This window comes from Streptomyces sp. NPDC087263, from assembly GCF_044744645.1.
Lineage (GTDB): Bacteria > Actinomycetota > Actinomycetes > Streptomycetales > Streptomycetaceae > Streptomyces.
The window spans coordinates 170,750-185,622 of sequence record NZ_JBIUYT010000009.1 but is presented as its reverse complement, the minus strand read 5'-3'; the positions used below and the strand labels follow the sequence as shown (position 1 = coordinate 185,622).

Sequence of the window (14,873 nt, the reverse complement as noted above, 5' to 3'; positions counted from 1 at the left end):
CGTCATCGGCGAGGTGCGGGGCGTTCGGAGGGCGTTCACGGGGTGTTCGCCACGCCCTCCGGCGTACGCCGGTTCAGCTTGGCGCGCATCGGCTCTGCGCAGGTCAGCTGAACCGGGTGGGCTCTGCGCAGGTCAGCCGACGCGGGTCAGCTTGGCGCCGAAGCCCGGTTCCGCGAGGTCCGACTGGAGCGCGACGGGAATCGTCACGGCGTGGTCGGAACCGTCGCCGACCGTCAGCTCACCGACGACCGTGCCCGCCTTGCCGGAGTGCGGAACCGTATCGCCACCGGCGGTGCCGAGCGCGAGCTTCGTCTTCAGACCGGGCCAGCCGACCGCCGTCATGTCCTTGGTGGCGACCACGGGGGTCTGGCCGCCGAGCTGGTCGTCCACGTAGCCGACGACGTCGCCCTTCTTCACCACCGTCGCCGACGTCAGGCTCTGCTGGACCGCGTCGATCAGCTTCTGGCTGTTGGTGAGGGCCAGCTGGAGGCTGTCCCAGACCTTGCCCGTGCCCGCGTTCTGGCCGAGGACCGCGCCGTAGACCGTCTGCGTCTTGCCGTTCACGGTCTTGGTCGCGGCCCACACCAGGTTGCCGCCCGCCGGCGTCGAGGAACCCGTCTTGAGACCGGTCACGCCAACCTGCTTCACCAGCAGGTCGTTGTTGTTGTAGATGGTGCCGTCGAGCCCGGGGATCTTCGCGCTGGCCATCCCGACGATGCCGGCGAACACCGGGTTCTGCATGACCTCCTTGGCCAGCTTGAGCTGGTCGGTGGCGGTACTCACCGTCGTCTTCTCCAGACCGCTCGGGTCCGTGTACGTCGAGTTCGTCATGCCGAGCTTCTTGGCGGCGTCGTTCATCTTGCCGACGAAGGTCTTGCTGTCCGAGTCCCAACGGGCCAGCAGCCGCGCCGCGTTGTTCCCCGAGGGGATCATCAGCATCTGGAGCATCTGCCGCTCCGTGAACTGCTGCCCCTTCGTCATGGCCGCCGTCGACTCGTCCTCGTTCTTCGACTCGTCCTCGGCCTGCTGGTCGACGGTGATCTTCTCGCCGCCCTCGTTCCCCTTCAGCGGGTGGTCCTGAAGGATCACGTACGCCGTCATGATCTTCGCCACGCTCGCGATGGGCGCGGACGTCTGCTTGCCGTCGGTACCGAGGCTGCCGACACCCTCGACCTCGATCGCCGACTGGCCCTGCCCCGGCCAGGGCAGGTCGAGGGTGCCGCCCTCGAACGTGTAGGTCGCGTCGGCGGTGAGCGCGAGGCCCGCCGCCGGAAGCGGTCGCACAGCCTGTACGACTGCAAAGATCACCGCGAGCAGGACGACCAGCGGGGTCCAGATCTTGACCCGCCGCACGATCGTCCGCACCGGGGTCTGCGGGGGCGGTGGCGTGTTCGTCAGCTCGGCCAGCAGGTCCAGCGGCGGCTTGGGCGGCAGGGGCTGCTGGGTGGTCCGATCGGGGCCTAGCGGAGGACGCTCGGGGACGACCCGAGGACGCTCGGGGCCGACCTGAGGGAGGGCGGCAGTGCCACCGGGAGCACCCGGAGCGACCGGAGCACCCGGGGCCCCTGGAACGGCCTTCGGCCTCACCGGGGCGGCTTCGTCGAGGGGCTTGAGGGCGACGAACTTGCTCGTGCGTTCGGCGGGGGCCTCGGGCCTGGGCTTGTCGGCGGGCTGGGGCCTGTCGGTGGGCTCGGGCTTGGCCTTCTCCGTGGGCGGCTTGGCGTCGCCCAGCTTGAGCATGGTGGTGGGCTGGTCCACGGCCGGGCGGCGAGGAGCCTTGAAGACGGCGGTGGGCTGGTCCACCCGGGGCTCATCGGAGGGGGCCTTCGGGGAGCCGTTCGGGCTGGGTACCGCGTCGTCGTCCGGGGCTGCGTCGGAGGCGTGCTCGGCGTCGGCCTCGGAGGCGGAGGCGGAGGCGGACTCCGCGCTCGCGTCACGCCCTGAGGCGCTCTCCGTCCCGGGAGCCGCAGCGGGCGGCGAGGCGTCCGCTGCGGGCTTGGCGTCAGCAGGCTCGGCGTCAGCAGCACCGGCACCTGGCTCTGCGTCGGCGCCAGGCTCTGCGTCGGCGACCGTCCCGCGCGCGGACGCGCTCCCGGCAGCGGAAGCCACAGCCGCAGCCCCAGCGGGCCGCTCAGCGGCCTCCTCAGGCCCGTCACCGGCGCTGTCGCCGGCGTTGGCGTTGGCGTTGGCGTTGGCGTTGGCGGCGGGCGCCACGTCGGCAGCCTTGTCGCCCGCAGACGCGCCGGAGGGCGGTCTACCGGCGCCGTCGGCAGCCTGCGGGCCATCGGCAGACCCGGAAGCGGGAGCGCCCTCCGTCACGACGCCGGCCGCACTCGCGGAACCGGAACCGGAACCCGAACCGGACTCCGGCTCGGTAGCACCGTCCGTCGCCATACCCGCCGCACTCGCCACACCCGCCGCACCAGCGGCCCCGTCGGCGCCTTCCGCCTGGGCCCCCGCCGCGGGCAGGGCTCCGCCCTCCCGCTCCCCGTCATCGCCCGTCGTACCGCCAGGCACGGAGGGGTCACTCGCAGAGGCGTCGTCACTCGCGGAGGTGGCACTCGCGGAGGAGCCACCACCGGCCGGGGCGCCATCGCCCCCGCCCTCCGGCTCCGCGTCGGCGGTGTCCGCACCCTGCATGGACACCTCGCCGGCCACGGCGCTCACCGCATCCGTATCCGCACCGGCACCCGCACCCGCACCCTCCGAAGACGGCTCAGACGGCTCAGACGCCTCAGACTGCTCCGACGGCTCCGCACCCTCATCGGCGGTTGCCACCCAGGCGGCAACGGCCGCCCGAAGACGCCCGTCCCCGGGGACACCGCCCTCGGCCCCCTCCGGCCCGGGCCCGACCTCACCGGCCCGGCCCGAACCCGACGAACCGTCGGAGCCCGCACCGGCCGACCCGGCTGACCCGGCCGACCCGCCGCCGGCGAGGGCCACCCCATCCGCCCCGTCCGTCAGCGCCCGCGTCGAGAACACCGCCGTGGCCTGATCGACCCGCACCGTGGCCGCCCTCTCGCGGGCCATCGCCATGCGCGGGTCGGCCGGGGCCGAAGCCGAGACCGGCCCCGCCCCCCGCGTCGGCCCCGGAACCACGGCTGCCGTCCCCGACGTCGGTTCTCCCGACGACGCCGTCGCCGACGACTCGTGCTGCTTCGACCTGTCGGGGGACTCGCCCGCCACCGATGCCTCCTCCTGCGGCGCACACCCGCAGTGCGCCCATCCGAACCGTGAAAACCCGCGAAAACCCGTGAAAACCCTTGACCCGCCGCCCGGACACCGCTGTCCGAACCATGTACCAGTGTCCTGTGTGGGGGGATGTCCCCCGCGGTAGACGAGAACGACATACCTACCGGTTCCACTACGAACCGGTCACGCCCTCTCGACAGATGAATGTGAGAGGGGTCACCCTGTCATTCATCCACGCGGGGAGGCATGGATGGGCAGGAGCCGCAGATCAATTCCGGAAGAGCTTCTTCTGCTGGCGCTGGACCCGACCACGGGTACCACCGCACAGCCGCAGTCGCTCGACCTCGGTCTGGCCGGAGCACAGCTAGTGGAGCTGGCGCTGGCCGGACGGATAGCCCCGGACGGGGATCGTATCGCCGTGGTCGTACCACGGCCGACTGGAGATCCAACACTGGACTGTGCGTTGGAACTGCTTCGCCGACGCGGAGCACCCGTACGCGCAGTGAACTGGATTGGCGGACCCCGCCTGGGGCTGCGCCAGACCTATCTCTCGCATCTGGAGAGGTGCGGCATGGTTCATGCCGTGGCTGGCCAGATGTGCGGGGTGCTGCCGACGACTCGCTACCAAGCGACGGACACGGCGATCAGCCGGGAGATCAAGGCCCGGCTGGACAGCGCGATCCGTACCGGCGTTCCGCCGGACCCACGGACCGCGGCGCTCGCCGCACTGGCCCACGCGGTCGGACTCGGCAAGCACCTGTATCCGGGTAATGAGGGACGCTCGTCCCGCTCCCGGCTACGGGATCTGATCAGGCACGACCCCATGGGCGGCCTCGTGGCACACGCGGTCATGGACGTCCAGAACGGTGTGGCCGCACAGCCACGCCGAAGCCCGGCACCGGCAGGCCGTCCGGCCTCCGCCGGAGTCAGGTCCGCACCGGAACCCGCTCGCGGTGTTCCGATGCAACCGCGCCACAGTTCGATGGCGCGCGCCGTGGCCCACTGAGCCGCAGTACCACGGCACAACAGCAGGACTGCTTGACCGCAGGACCCGTATTACCGCACCACCAGCGCCGCACCGCAGTCCCCAGGAACCGGTCCGGGAGCCGCTGGATCGCGCGGGGCGATGGGACCGTACGTCCGGACGACGACACGGTCCCGCCGCCCCGCGCGGCCGCGTTTTCACGCACGGACGCGACTCATTCACGCACGGACGCGTTCATTCACACACGTTCATGCGCACTCGTCCGCGCCCAGGAACCCCGACCGGACCCGCCGCGGCCGGCCGCACATGCACGCCCTCGCCGTGCCCCCGTCGTGCGTGCTCGTACGTGCTCGTAACCCGTGCTCCTGCACGCGCGGATACCGGCCAGATCCCCGAACTGGCGGCTACCCAGCGCATATCCAGTGTTTCCCAGCGGTAGAAAGCACCTTGGTGGCAGTCTGCTCAACAGCAGATACGCAAAGTAGAGGTTCGCACCCGGAGGTGCACGTCCCGTGGCGTCAAGTGTCAATCCCACCGTCCGGCGGCGCCGGCTGGGCCAGGAGCTGCGTCGGCTCCGTGAGCTCAAGGGCATGACGGCCGAAGAGGTCGCCGAGCGACTGCTGGTCTCCCAGTCGAAAATCAGCCGCCTGGAGAACGGGCGGCGCAGCATCAGCCAGCGCGATGTCCGTGATCTCTGCGGGGTCTACGAGGTCGAGGACGTCCGTATCGTCGACTCGCTGATGCAGATGGCCAAGGACTCACGCCAGCAGGGTTGGTGGCACTCCTTCGGCGACATCCCGTACAGCGTCTACATCGGCCTGGAGACGGACGCGGCGAGCCTGCGTGTGTACGACCCCCAGGTCGTCCCCGGGCTGTTGCAGACCCGGCCGTACGCGGAGGCTCTGATCGCCGGCGCGCTGCCGGAGACCGCGATCGGCGAGATCGAGAAGCGGGTCCAGGTCAGACTGCGCCGACAGGAACGTATCTCCGCCCCGGAGAACCCGCTCCGCCTGTGGACCGTCCTCGACGAGGCCGCCCTGCGCCGGGTCGTCGGCAACCGCTCGCTGATGCGCGAGCAGCTGGAACACCTCGTCGAGCAGTCGCAGCTCCCGCATGTCACCGTGCAGGTGATCCCGTTCGAGATGGGCGCGCATCCGGGACTGAACGGGCAGTACGCGATCCTGGAGTTCCCCGACGCGGCGGACTCGAGCGTCGTCTACATCGAGGGTGTCACCAGCGACCTGTATCTGGAGAAGGCGAACGACGTCCAGAAATACAGCGTGATGTACGAGCATCTGCGGGCGCAGGCTCTGAACGTGGAGCAGTCGCGGCAGTTCATCGCGGACATCGCGAAAGACTACGCACGCTGAGGCTCGCGAGGCCCACAGGGGCACCCTCGTCGCGAAGGTGCCGGACTGTACACCTTCGTCACAGCTGAGCGGAAGCCCCATTGGAATATGCCATCCGGTCGAGTGAATACTTCATTCGCCTGCCGATGTTGGCGAGTAGCGTCGATCACGCCATCAAGCAACAACGTTGGCGCAAACCGAACCGCGGGTTCCGGAAGGAACTCGTTGTGCGGTGACAGCTACTCACCAACTGGCTACCGGAGTGATCATGGCAATCCAGCAAGGCGCGCTGAACACCTGGACCAAGTCCTCGTATTCCACCGGCAACGGCGCATGTGTCGAGGTCAAGTCCCCCGTTCTCGCGGCGATGGCGGTTCGGGACTCAAAGGTCCCCCAGGGCCCCACGCTGGCGTTTCCCGCGAGTTCGTGGAACGCCTTCGTGGCAGAGGTGAGCCGGGGTACTTCCGACCTCGCCTGATGCACATAGACCGCCCGCTACCCACCACAACTGCACCGACCAACCGCATACGCACCACCGACAGAGCCCTCTCGACTGGCCCGCCGTCCTGGCCGAGGGGGCTCGGCTTTTTCCGGCCGACCCGCTCCACGATCTTCTACCCGGCCCGCTACCGGAGCCGGTCCACGTACTTGTCCGTCCCCGGCACCGTCGGAATGAACGGCGCCACCAACTCCACCTTCCCCAGGCCCACTTCCGCGACCGCCGCGTCCATCCCAGCGAAGTACCCCTCCCAGCAGTCCCGCGGATCCGCCTCCAGGAACCAGAGCAGCGTCAGCCGCGTATCCACCCCCTCGACCTGCTTGACGTACGTCATCCGGTCGCCGGGGAGCGGGGTCGGGCGGAAGATCGTGACCAGCGCGGACGGGGACCCCGCAAGCCGTTTCGGGAGGTGCCGGGAGCACAGCCACTCCAGCAACTCGACGCGCTGCTCGGCCGATTCGGCGTCGATGACCTGCAACACCAGGCCCGCGTACGGGTGGTCCAGGGCGTGGAAGTCACGGGGGCCGGCGGCTCCGTCGCGGTAGACGGTGGCCTCGTGGTCCTGGAAGGCCGTGAAGACGTGGGTGCGGTCCTGGTAGACGCGCCCGTCGCGGTTGAGCCGTTTGTTGATGCCGACGGTCCACTTCATGTGGTCGTCGTAGCGGCCGTCGGTGACCCAGTACGTGGAGAGGTAGCAGCCGGCGGTGACGGGCTGGGCGACCGCCGACTCGCTTGGGCAGCGCAGGAGTTGGAGGTCGCGCGTGGCCACCCAGCGGCGCCCCGCGTACATCCAGGGCATCGCCATCGCGCCTGCGTAGTAGTGATCGTCCTCGTACCAGCGGTTGTAGGCGTACTCGTGGCCCGGGTCCGGTTCGACCATGGTGATCAGGGCGTGGCCCGGGTGGACGCCGTACGGGCCGACGGCGGCCAGCTCCGCGTACACCTCGCTGCGGGTCTCCTCGCTCACGTCACTCCCCTTCCTTCCTCCGGTGGACGCCCATACTCTGACGCCCCGTCAGGAAATGTGCCATAGCCGGGGAGGCGTCCGATGTCAGCACTGCTCGCGGGCAGGACCATCGTCGTGTCGGGGGTCGGAGCCGGGCTGGGGCATCAGGTCGCGGCGGCCGTGGTGCGGGACGGGGGCAACGCGGTCCTCGGGGCGCGCACGGAGGCGAATCTCGCCAAGTGCGCGGCCGAACTCGATCCGGACGGCGCGCACTCGGCGTACCGAGCGACGGACATCACGGACGAGGGGCAGTGCGAGGACCTGGCCGCGCTCGCGGTGGAGCGGTTCGGGCGGATCGACGGTGTCGTCCATGTGGCCGCCTGGGACAGCTACTTCGGCGGCCTTGAGGACGCCGACTTCACCACCTGGCAGTCGATCATCGACGTGAACCTGCTGGGGACGCTGCGGATGACCCGCGCCTGCCTCCCCGCACTGAAGGCGGGCGGCGGGTCGGTCGTCGTCATCGGGACCCAGTCGGCGGTGGCCGCGCCCTCGCAGGTGTGGCAGGCGGCCTACGCGGCGTCCAAGGGTGCGCTGACGAGTGCGATGTACTCGCTCGCCCGGGAGCTCGGCCCGCACCGGATCCGGGTCAACACGGTGCTGCCCGGCTGGATGTGGGGCCCACCGGTCCAGGCGTACGTCCAGTTCACCGCGCACACCGAGGGCGTACCGGAGGCGGAGGTGCTGGGACGGCTCACCGAGCGGATGGCGCTGCCCGAGCTGGCCACGGACGGGGACGTCGCGGACGCGGTGGTGTTCCTGGCGTCGGACCGGGCTCGCGCGATCACGGGACAGTCACTGCTGGTCAACGCGGGCGAATTGATGCGGTAGCAACCGATGTGACACCCTCCAGCTGTTCATTCATGTGAACCGAGGTCAGCAACCAGAACATTTTTACTCCCTCTTGACCATACGGGCTGTTGTCGCCACCATGCCGCCGAACTCACGATGAGCGGGCACTTCATGGCCTCTTCGGGCTGCACTGGCGAAGTGCCGCGCATGTCATCACAGTTCACAAGGCGGACCCTGGGAGGGGGCATATGAACAGTCTCGACTGGGCCGTGCTCGTCGGCTACTTCGGTGTGATGGTCGCGATCGGCGTCTGGTCCCACAAACGGGTGGACGACGTCAGCGACTTCTTCACGGCCGGAGGAAAGATGCCGTGGTGGCTGTCCGGCATCTCGCACCACATGTCCGGCTACAGCGCGGTGATGTTCACCGGGTACGCGGCGATCGCCTACACCTACGGCGTCACGTCGTACGTCACCTGGTCCTTCCCCATCGCCATCGGCATCGCGATCGGCGCGAAACTCTTCGCCCCGCGGCTCAACCGGGTGCGCTCACGGCTGCACGTGGCCTCGCCGCTGGAGTACCTGAAGAACCGGTACAACCTGCCCACCCAGCAGGCCCTCGCCTGGTCCGGTGTGCTGCTGAAGATCGTGGACGTCGGCGCCAAGTGGGCCGCCATCGCGACCCTGCTTTCGGTGTTCACGGGCGTCTCGCTGAACATGGGCATCCTCATCACCGGCGCGGTGACGGCCGTCTACTGCACGGTCGGCGGGCTCTGGGCCGACGCGCTCACCGAACTCGGCCAGTTCGTCATCCAGTTCATCGCCGGTATCGCGATGCTCGTCGCGGTCCTGTCCGAGCTGGGCGGCTTCAATCAGCTGTGGAACGTCTGGGACGCGCCCGCGCTCGAGGGCCACACCAAGCCGCTGGCCGGCCCGTACATGATGGTCTTCCTGATCGCCTATCTCTTCATCAAGACCTTCGAGTACAACGGCGGCATGTGGAACCAGGCCCAGCGCTACATGGCCACCGACTCCGCGAAGTCCGCCACCCGCTCGGGCATCCTGTCCGCCTCGCTCTGGCTGGTCTGGCCGCTGGTGCTGTTCTTCCCCATGTGGGTCGCACCGCTGGTCATCAAGACGGACGTGCCGGCGGACTCGTACGCGCTGATGGCCGAGAAGCTGCTGCCGCACGGCCTGCTGGGGCTGGTCATCGTCGGCTTCTTCTCCCACACGATGGCGATGTGCTCCTCCGACGCCAACGCGATCTCCGCCGTCGTCACGCGCGACATCATGCCCGCGGTCTCGAAGAAGGCACGCGAGTGGGACACCCGGGCCGGGCTGCTGGCCGCGCGCCTGACCACGCTGCTCTTCCTCGGTCTCTCGATGTCCATCGCGACGCAGGTCAACTCCGCCTTCTTCGGCGACATCATCACGGTGGTCATCAAGTGGGTCGCCGGGCTGATGGGCCCGATCGCGATCCCGCTGATGCTCGGCCTGCTGCCCTGGTTCCGCAAGAGCGGTCCCACCGCCGCCCTGATCAGCTGGGGCGTCGGCCTGCTCACCTTCTGGCTGATCAACTACCCGATCAGCTGGAACGTCGACGGCGGCGTGCCGTTGCAGTACCAGATCTCGGTTCCGCTGGCGGTCTCCCTCGTCCTCTACATCCTCATCGGCTACATCAAGCCGGAGGACACACCGGAGCGGGACGCCCTCATCGCGAAGATCAACAGCGACGACGGCGGTTCGGGTTCGGCAGCGGCGGCGATCCCGAACCAGGCGGGCACGGCCAGCCCTTCGGGCGCCGGTCTCTAGCCCGCCGGGCGCCGGTCTCCAGCCCGTCCGGCGCCGGTCTCCAACCCGTCGGACGCTTGAGGACGAGGAGCACCATCCCGATCCCCCACCCACCCACGGGGGGCGGCCCTTTCAGCCCGTCCGGCGCTTGAGGACGAGGCCGTTCAGGCCGAAGCGGGGGTCTGGGGGCGGCAGCCCCCAGGGTCAAGGGACGAGTAGGGGCGGAGGGGGCGAAAAACCCTCCGCCTCACGCCCGCGGATACCGGGTGAGCCACCCGGGAGACGACCCCCCGGGCCCGTGCAACGCGGGCCCCTGCGTCATCTCCATCGCGAAGTCGTCCGCAAGGACGAGCATCGTAGGACGGCCCTCCAGCTCGGCCAGCCAGGCCGGCGGGAGGGCCGTTTCGCCATGCAGCGCCCCCAACAGCCCCCCGGTGAGCGAACCCGCCGCCCCCGAGGCCCCACCGTGGTTCACCGCAAGACACAACCCGTGCCGAATGTCCTCACCGACCAGCGCGCAGTACACGGCGACGGACAGCAACCGCTCCGCCGTACCCTCCCCCGCGAGTTCCTCGACCCGGGCCGGCGTGGGCATGCCCTGCCGTACGGCGCCCAGGGCGCGCTGGAGGGCCTCCGTGACGGGCTGGTGCCCCGGGCGCGCGGCCAGCATCCCCTGGGCCCGCTGGACGGCCCCGTCGATGCTCTCGCCACGGGCCAGCCCGTGCACGATGACGGCGTACGCCCCCGCCGACAGGTACGCCGTGACGTGCCCGTGGGTCTGCGCGGCGCACTCGACGGCGAGCTGCATCACGAGCTGCGGCTCCCAGCCGACGAGGAGCCCGAAGGGTGCGGAGCGTGCGGCGGCCTCGGGTCCGGGCTCCCCCGGGTTCTTGGGAGCGTCCAGTGTGCCCATGGTGTCGTCGCCGAAGCCGAGGAGGCAGGAGCGGGCGGGGTCGCGGCGGGCGTACAGCCACTCCTCGCGGGCCAGCCAGCCGTCGTCCTTGCGGCGTTCGTCGGGGCCCCAGTCGCTCTGGGTCGCGGCCCAGCGGCGGTAGGCCCGGTGGAGGTCGGTGGGCGGGTGCCAGGCGCCGGTGTCACGGCGTACCTGGGCGCGGACCAGCCCGTCGAGGGTGAAGAGCGTGAGCTGGGTGAGGTGTGTGACGGCGCCCCGCCTGCCGTGCCCGAAGGTCAGGTCGGTGAGGCCTTCGGCGCCGTACGACTCGCGGATCTCCTCCAGGCCGAGCCCGTCGAGGGGGGCGCCGAGCGCGTCGCCGACGGCCGTACCCAGCAGCGTTCCGCGCACCCGGCTACGGAAGTCCTGCTGTTCGGCACGGCCCCAGACGGCACCGGCTGTCGCACCCACCGAGACCTCCCAGCCACCGTCCGCACGTCCGACTGCCAGCACTGTAATCGAACGGGAACGGTCGGTTTAGGTCCGGAACGGTATGCGAAATGTCGCCCGACTGATCACCATTGGCGACCTTTTGACAGGTGTTCGGTGGGCTTTCCGGACGTTCGGCAGCCCGGGCGCCTCAGCAGTCAGCCGTACCAGGTGACATCGCAGACGTAGACACACTCATGGCGGGCACGGCGAGGAAGCTGATGAAGCCTCGCCCGCCCAAGAGCAGGACCAGTCGGTCACAGACCCGCCTCGGCCTCGGCAGCCGCGCGGATCGTACGGATCTCGGCAATGGCCTCGGTGGGCTCGTCCTCCCCGACGTCCACGAGAGGCTCCAGCTCCCGCAGCCGGGCAGCGCGTTCGGGGTGCCGCTCAATGGCGACGAACACGGCCCAGGAGTGGACGAAGGCCCGCAGCGGCGCGAGGCTCTGTGTCTGCTGCGCGTTCGTCGTGGCCTCGAACAGGTGCTGGGTGAGGGCCGGAATCCGGCTGGGAGCGATGCGCGCCACCGCGGCCCGCAGAGCGTCCGGAGTGAGCTCAGGCATGGGAATCGGCGGTCCGTACGGGCCGCCGCTCTGGGCGCTCACGGTGTCCTCCGGTGCTGCCGGCCGAATTGGCCGTGATCACCCGTCCGAGTGACCAGGGGTGCGGTGGGAGACGGGCTGGGTGGGGTGGGGGTGGGTTCTTTCCCCGGTTCTTTGTTCTTTGGCGTCGGGCGCGCCCGGGTCACTGGTCCACGCGACCCGGAGTCAGCTCGGCCCACACCGTTGCTGGTAACCCAGTTGAGCCCCCACCCGGGCTCGCATCGCCAACGCCCAGGCATAGCCGGGGTTCAACTCGACAGCACGACTGAGGTCGATCAGGGCCTCCTCGTTCCGGCCCAGCTCATGGAGGGACGCTCCACGGCCCGCCAGGGCCGAGGCGTAGTCGGGGGTGAGGGAGACAGCCCGGCCGAGTTCGTTGACAGCCTCCTCGTAGCGACCCGCGACCCGATAGGCATCACCCCGTTCCGACGCGACCCAGGCGGAGTCAGGTGCCAGAAGGGCGGCCCGGTCCAGATCGGCGAATGCCCCGTCCCACTCCCCCCTCACACAGCGCACTCGAGCCCGGCGGACACGCGCCCACAGGTTGCCCTCGTCAAGGCTCAGCGCACGGTTGAAGTCGTCAAGTGCCTTGTCGTACTGCCCGAGCGCGTGTCGGCACACCCCTCGGCAGGCCGGAGCGTTGGAATCGGCCGGGTCGAGGTCTATGGCCCGGTCGAGGTCGACCACGGCCTCCGTGAACCGGCCCGCCATCCGGTAGGTCTCCCCACGCTCGGCGACGATCCGCGCGGTGTCGGGGGCCAGTTCGTCCGCACGGTCGAACGCGGCCAGAGCGGCAGCGAGGTCGCCCAATGCCTGGCAGGTGATGCCCCGGCCGTAGTGGGCCATCGCCCAGCCTGGATCAAGCTCGACCGCCCGGTCGTATGCGACCAGGGCCGCTCTGTGTTCGTCTGCCTTCCGCAGCTCCCGGCCCCTCAGCACGTGTGCCATCGCCCTGCCCCTGCCGCTCAGCCCAGGCCAGGCGAGGAGCAGGTCCATCGCCCGGGACACCCCGGCCGGCTGATCGGCCAGCGCCTCGGACAGCCGACGGCCCCAGTCGCACAGGACGGGGTCATCCACGGCCCCGCCCGCGTCCACCAGCATCCGCACCCAGCGGCGGCCCACCGCCGGATCCGCGAGGCAGGCCGTGACAACGTCCCCCAACGCCCCGGACAGCGCCGCTCTCGGCCGCGCACACAGCGAGTGGTACATCTCCTCCAGCCGCAGCCCGCGCCACGGCTCGTGCTCCCACTCCTCCCCGGGGCGCAGGCCGCTCGCCGCCTCCTCCCTCCAGCCGCCGAACACCTCCGCGAGCCTCTCGTGCCGCCCAGTCCAGCCACGCGGCGAGTCGCTCCGCTGCAACCGGAGCATCGGCTCGCGCACCAGGTCGTGGTACCGCACCCGGTCGCCGCGATCGTCCACGAAGGGCAGCCCGCGCAGCCAGCCGAAGAGCGCGTCGGCCTCCTCGTCCGTGCAGTCCACGACCGCCCGGAACACATCCATGTCCAGGCGCCGGGGCAGCGCGCATGAGAGTGCCGCCATCCGGTATGCCGGATCCTGCTCCCACTTCAGGAAGCGTTCGACGGCCGTGGCACTGGGGTCGCCCATGTCGTCCGGGTCGGCGGGGCGCTGCTCGGCCAAGGTCGAGACCAGCACCGGCAGCCCACCGGTGAGCCGCAGTACCTCCTCGACCACCGGCTCCGACATCACCCCCTTGTCGGCCAGCAGCCCCCGTACCTCCGTCTCCGTGAACGGCCCGAGCGGCACCTCCGTGACGAAGTCCGCGAGGCCACCCCAGCGGGCGGGGTCCAGTCGGTGTTGCCCAGCGGTGACCACCACGAGGTTCGCGGGCAGGGCGGCGCCGTACCGGTCCGTGGTCATCACGTCGTGGAGCCAGGCGTCGAGGAAGGGACGGGTCCGTTCGTATGTGTCGAAGACCAGGACCAGCCACGGAACTTGGTCCGCGGCCTCGGCCAGTTCCCTCAGAATCACGGGGGTCAGGACGCGCTCAGGGGATACGACCAGCTGTACGTCCTCCTGCGTGCGAAAACGGGCGCTGAGGCCGGCCCTCAGTCGGTCGGCGCCCTGGGCGAGTTGGGCGGGGTCCAGGGCTCCCGTGAAGGCACCGACCACCGGCACAAGGCCCAGTCCCACCAGACCGGCACGGGCCGCCGCCATGCTCGCGGCCGACGGCTCCCCGCCCTCGGGACCGGCGTCCACGACTGCCGCCGCCTCGTGCCGCCGCTCCCGGTGGCTGGTCAACAGCCGCTCCAGTTCCTTGAAGCGGTGGCCCTGGCGCGCGAAATGCTCCGCGATGGCCGCCATCGCCTCCGGCAGACTGCCGACCGACTCGTCGACGTACGACGTCAGCGCCCCGCGCTCCCGCGCGAGCTGTTCCAACTCCCGTACGAGAAAGCTCTTTCCGACCCCCGCGTTCCCGTGCACATGAAACAGGAACCGGTGCCGCTCGTCCTCGGGCGCCAGCTCCAGGTTCTCCCGGAACGCGGCACGCTCCGCCAGCCGCCCGACGAACCCGCGCCGCGTGCGGTCCCTGATCAGCTCCCGCATCGACGGACGCGCCCGTACCATTAGCCCGACTCCTCCGCATCGCCCGTCCGGACCGGTCTCCAGTCTGACCCAACTCGCCCGATAACGCCTGGGTGTTGGCTGTTCGACGTGTCGGCCATAGTGGGAACATGCCGCTCTCCAGAACCCCCCACTCCACCGTCCTCCGCCTCACCTCCACCCTCCTCACCGCCACGGTCGCGCTCTACATCACCCTCGTCGCCTTCGGCAACATCACGGACTTCGGCACCAACCAGCAGTTCGTCCGCCATGTCCTCGCGATGGACACGACGTTCAAGGACGACGACCTGATGTGGCGGGCCATCACGTCACACGCCCTCCAGGACGCCGCGTACGTCGCGATCATCGCCTGGGAGACCATCGCGGCCCTCGTCCTCATCGCCGGCACGTACCTCTGGGCCCGCCGCGACGACACCCGCGCCCGCTCCGTCTCCACCCTCGGCCTCCTGATGCTCCTGCTCCTCTTCGGCGCCGGCTTCATCGGCGTCGGCGGCGAGTGGTTCTCCATGTGGCAGTCGGGCGACTGGAACGGGCTGGACGCGGCGATGCGGGTGTTTCTGCTGAGCGGGGTCGTGCTGGTGGTCATTCATCTGCCGTGGGGCGAGACGACGACCGGTTCGAGCGGCCGTTGATCCGAGGTCCGTCGAGCAGCTCTTATCCGACCCTCAGGATGCTCATACATTCGGTCGCTAAA

11 protein-coding genes are annotated in these 14,873 nt (G+C 69.9%); 6 read left to right on the top strand and 5 right to left on the bottom strand.

From position 1 onward, the window contains the following. Window positions 1-132 precede the first annotated feature (132 nt). Entirely contained in the window at window positions 133-2,667 is a 2,535-nt protein-coding gene (locus tag ACIPC1_RS28295; protein ID WP_402521806.1) for a serine hydrolase, read from the bottom strand. A 775-nt stretch (window positions 2,668-3,442) separates the two neighbouring features. Between ACIPC1_RS28295 and ACIPC1_RS28290 the strand changes: the two genes are divergently transcribed. The 3 genes from ACIPC1_RS28290 to ACIPC1_RS28280 all read left to right on the top strand — a co-directional run bounded on the left by ACIPC1_RS28290 (window position 3,443) and on the right by ACIPC1_RS28280 (window position 6,004). Beyond that, window positions 3,443-4,198, top strand: coding sequence for a GPP34 family phosphoprotein (locus ACIPC1_RS28290; RefSeq protein ID WP_365432135.1), 756 nt, complete (start codon window positions 3,443-3,445; stop codon window positions 4,196-4,198). A 491-nt stretch (window positions 4,199-4,689) separates the two neighbouring features. Further along, on the top strand, window positions 4,690-5,547 hold the full coding sequence (locus ACIPC1_RS28285) for a helix-turn-helix domain-containing protein (RefSeq protein ID WP_402521803.1): 858 nt from the start codon (window positions 4,690-4,692) through the stop codon (window positions 5,545-5,547). A gap of 247 nt (window positions 5,548-5,794) precedes the next feature. Continuing rightward, complete coding sequence (locus tag ACIPC1_RS28280; protein WP_384381918.1) at window positions 5,795-6,004, top strand: DUF397 domain-containing protein; 210 nt, start codon at window positions 5,795-5,797, stop codon at window positions 6,002-6,004. A gap of 148 nt (window positions 6,005-6,152) precedes the next feature. On the opposite strand, the gene ACIPC1_RS28275 is transcribed toward ACIPC1_RS28280, so the two are convergent. Further along, window positions 6,153-6,992, bottom strand: a complete 840-nt coding sequence (locus ACIPC1_RS28275) for a hypothetical protein (protein WP_402521801.1) — start codon at window positions 6,990-6,992, stop codon at window positions 6,153-6,155. Between the two features lie 81 nt (window positions 6,993-7,073). On the opposite strand from ACIPC1_RS28275, the gene ACIPC1_RS28270 reads away from it, so the two are divergent. Next, entirely contained in the window at window positions 7,074-7,862 is a 789-nt protein-coding gene (locus ACIPC1_RS28270) for an SDR family oxidoreductase (RefSeq protein WP_402521799.1), read from the top strand. A gap of 209 nt (window positions 7,863-8,071) precedes the next feature. Continuing rightward, window positions 8,072-9,634, top strand: coding sequence for a sodium:solute symporter family protein (locus ACIPC1_RS28265; protein ID WP_402521796.1), 1,563 nt, complete (start codon window positions 8,072-8,074; stop codon window positions 9,632-9,634). Between the two features lie 226 nt (window positions 9,635-9,860). Here the strand turns inward: ACIPC1_RS28265 and ACIPC1_RS28260 are convergent, their stop codons facing one another. From ACIPC1_RS28260 to ACIPC1_RS28250, 3 genes are all read right to left on the bottom strand, one after another. Then, complete coding sequence (locus ACIPC1_RS28260; RefSeq protein WP_402521794.1) at window positions 9,861-10,976, bottom strand: ADP-ribosylglycohydrolase family protein; 1,116 nt, start codon at window positions 10,974-10,976, stop codon at window positions 9,861-9,863. A gap of 275 nt (window positions 10,977-11,251) precedes the next feature. After that, window positions 11,252-11,599, bottom strand: a complete 348-nt coding sequence (locus tag ACIPC1_RS28255) for a hypothetical protein (RefSeq protein WP_402521792.1) — start codon at window positions 11,597-11,599, stop codon at window positions 11,252-11,254. A 162-nt stretch (window positions 11,600-11,761) separates the two neighbouring features. Continuing rightward, complete coding sequence (locus ACIPC1_RS28250) at window positions 11,762-14,182, bottom strand: tetratricopeptide repeat protein (RefSeq protein ID WP_402521790.1); 2,421 nt, start codon at window positions 14,180-14,182, stop codon at window positions 11,762-11,764. 107 nt (window positions 14,183-14,289) lie between these two features. On the opposite strand from ACIPC1_RS28250, the gene ACIPC1_RS28245 reads away from it, so the two are divergent. After that, window positions 14,290-14,811, top strand: coding sequence for a DUF2165 domain-containing protein (locus ACIPC1_RS28245; protein ID WP_402521787.1), 522 nt, complete (start codon window positions 14,290-14,292; stop codon window positions 14,809-14,811). The last annotated feature ends 62 nt before the right edge of the window (window positions 14,812-14,873 follow it).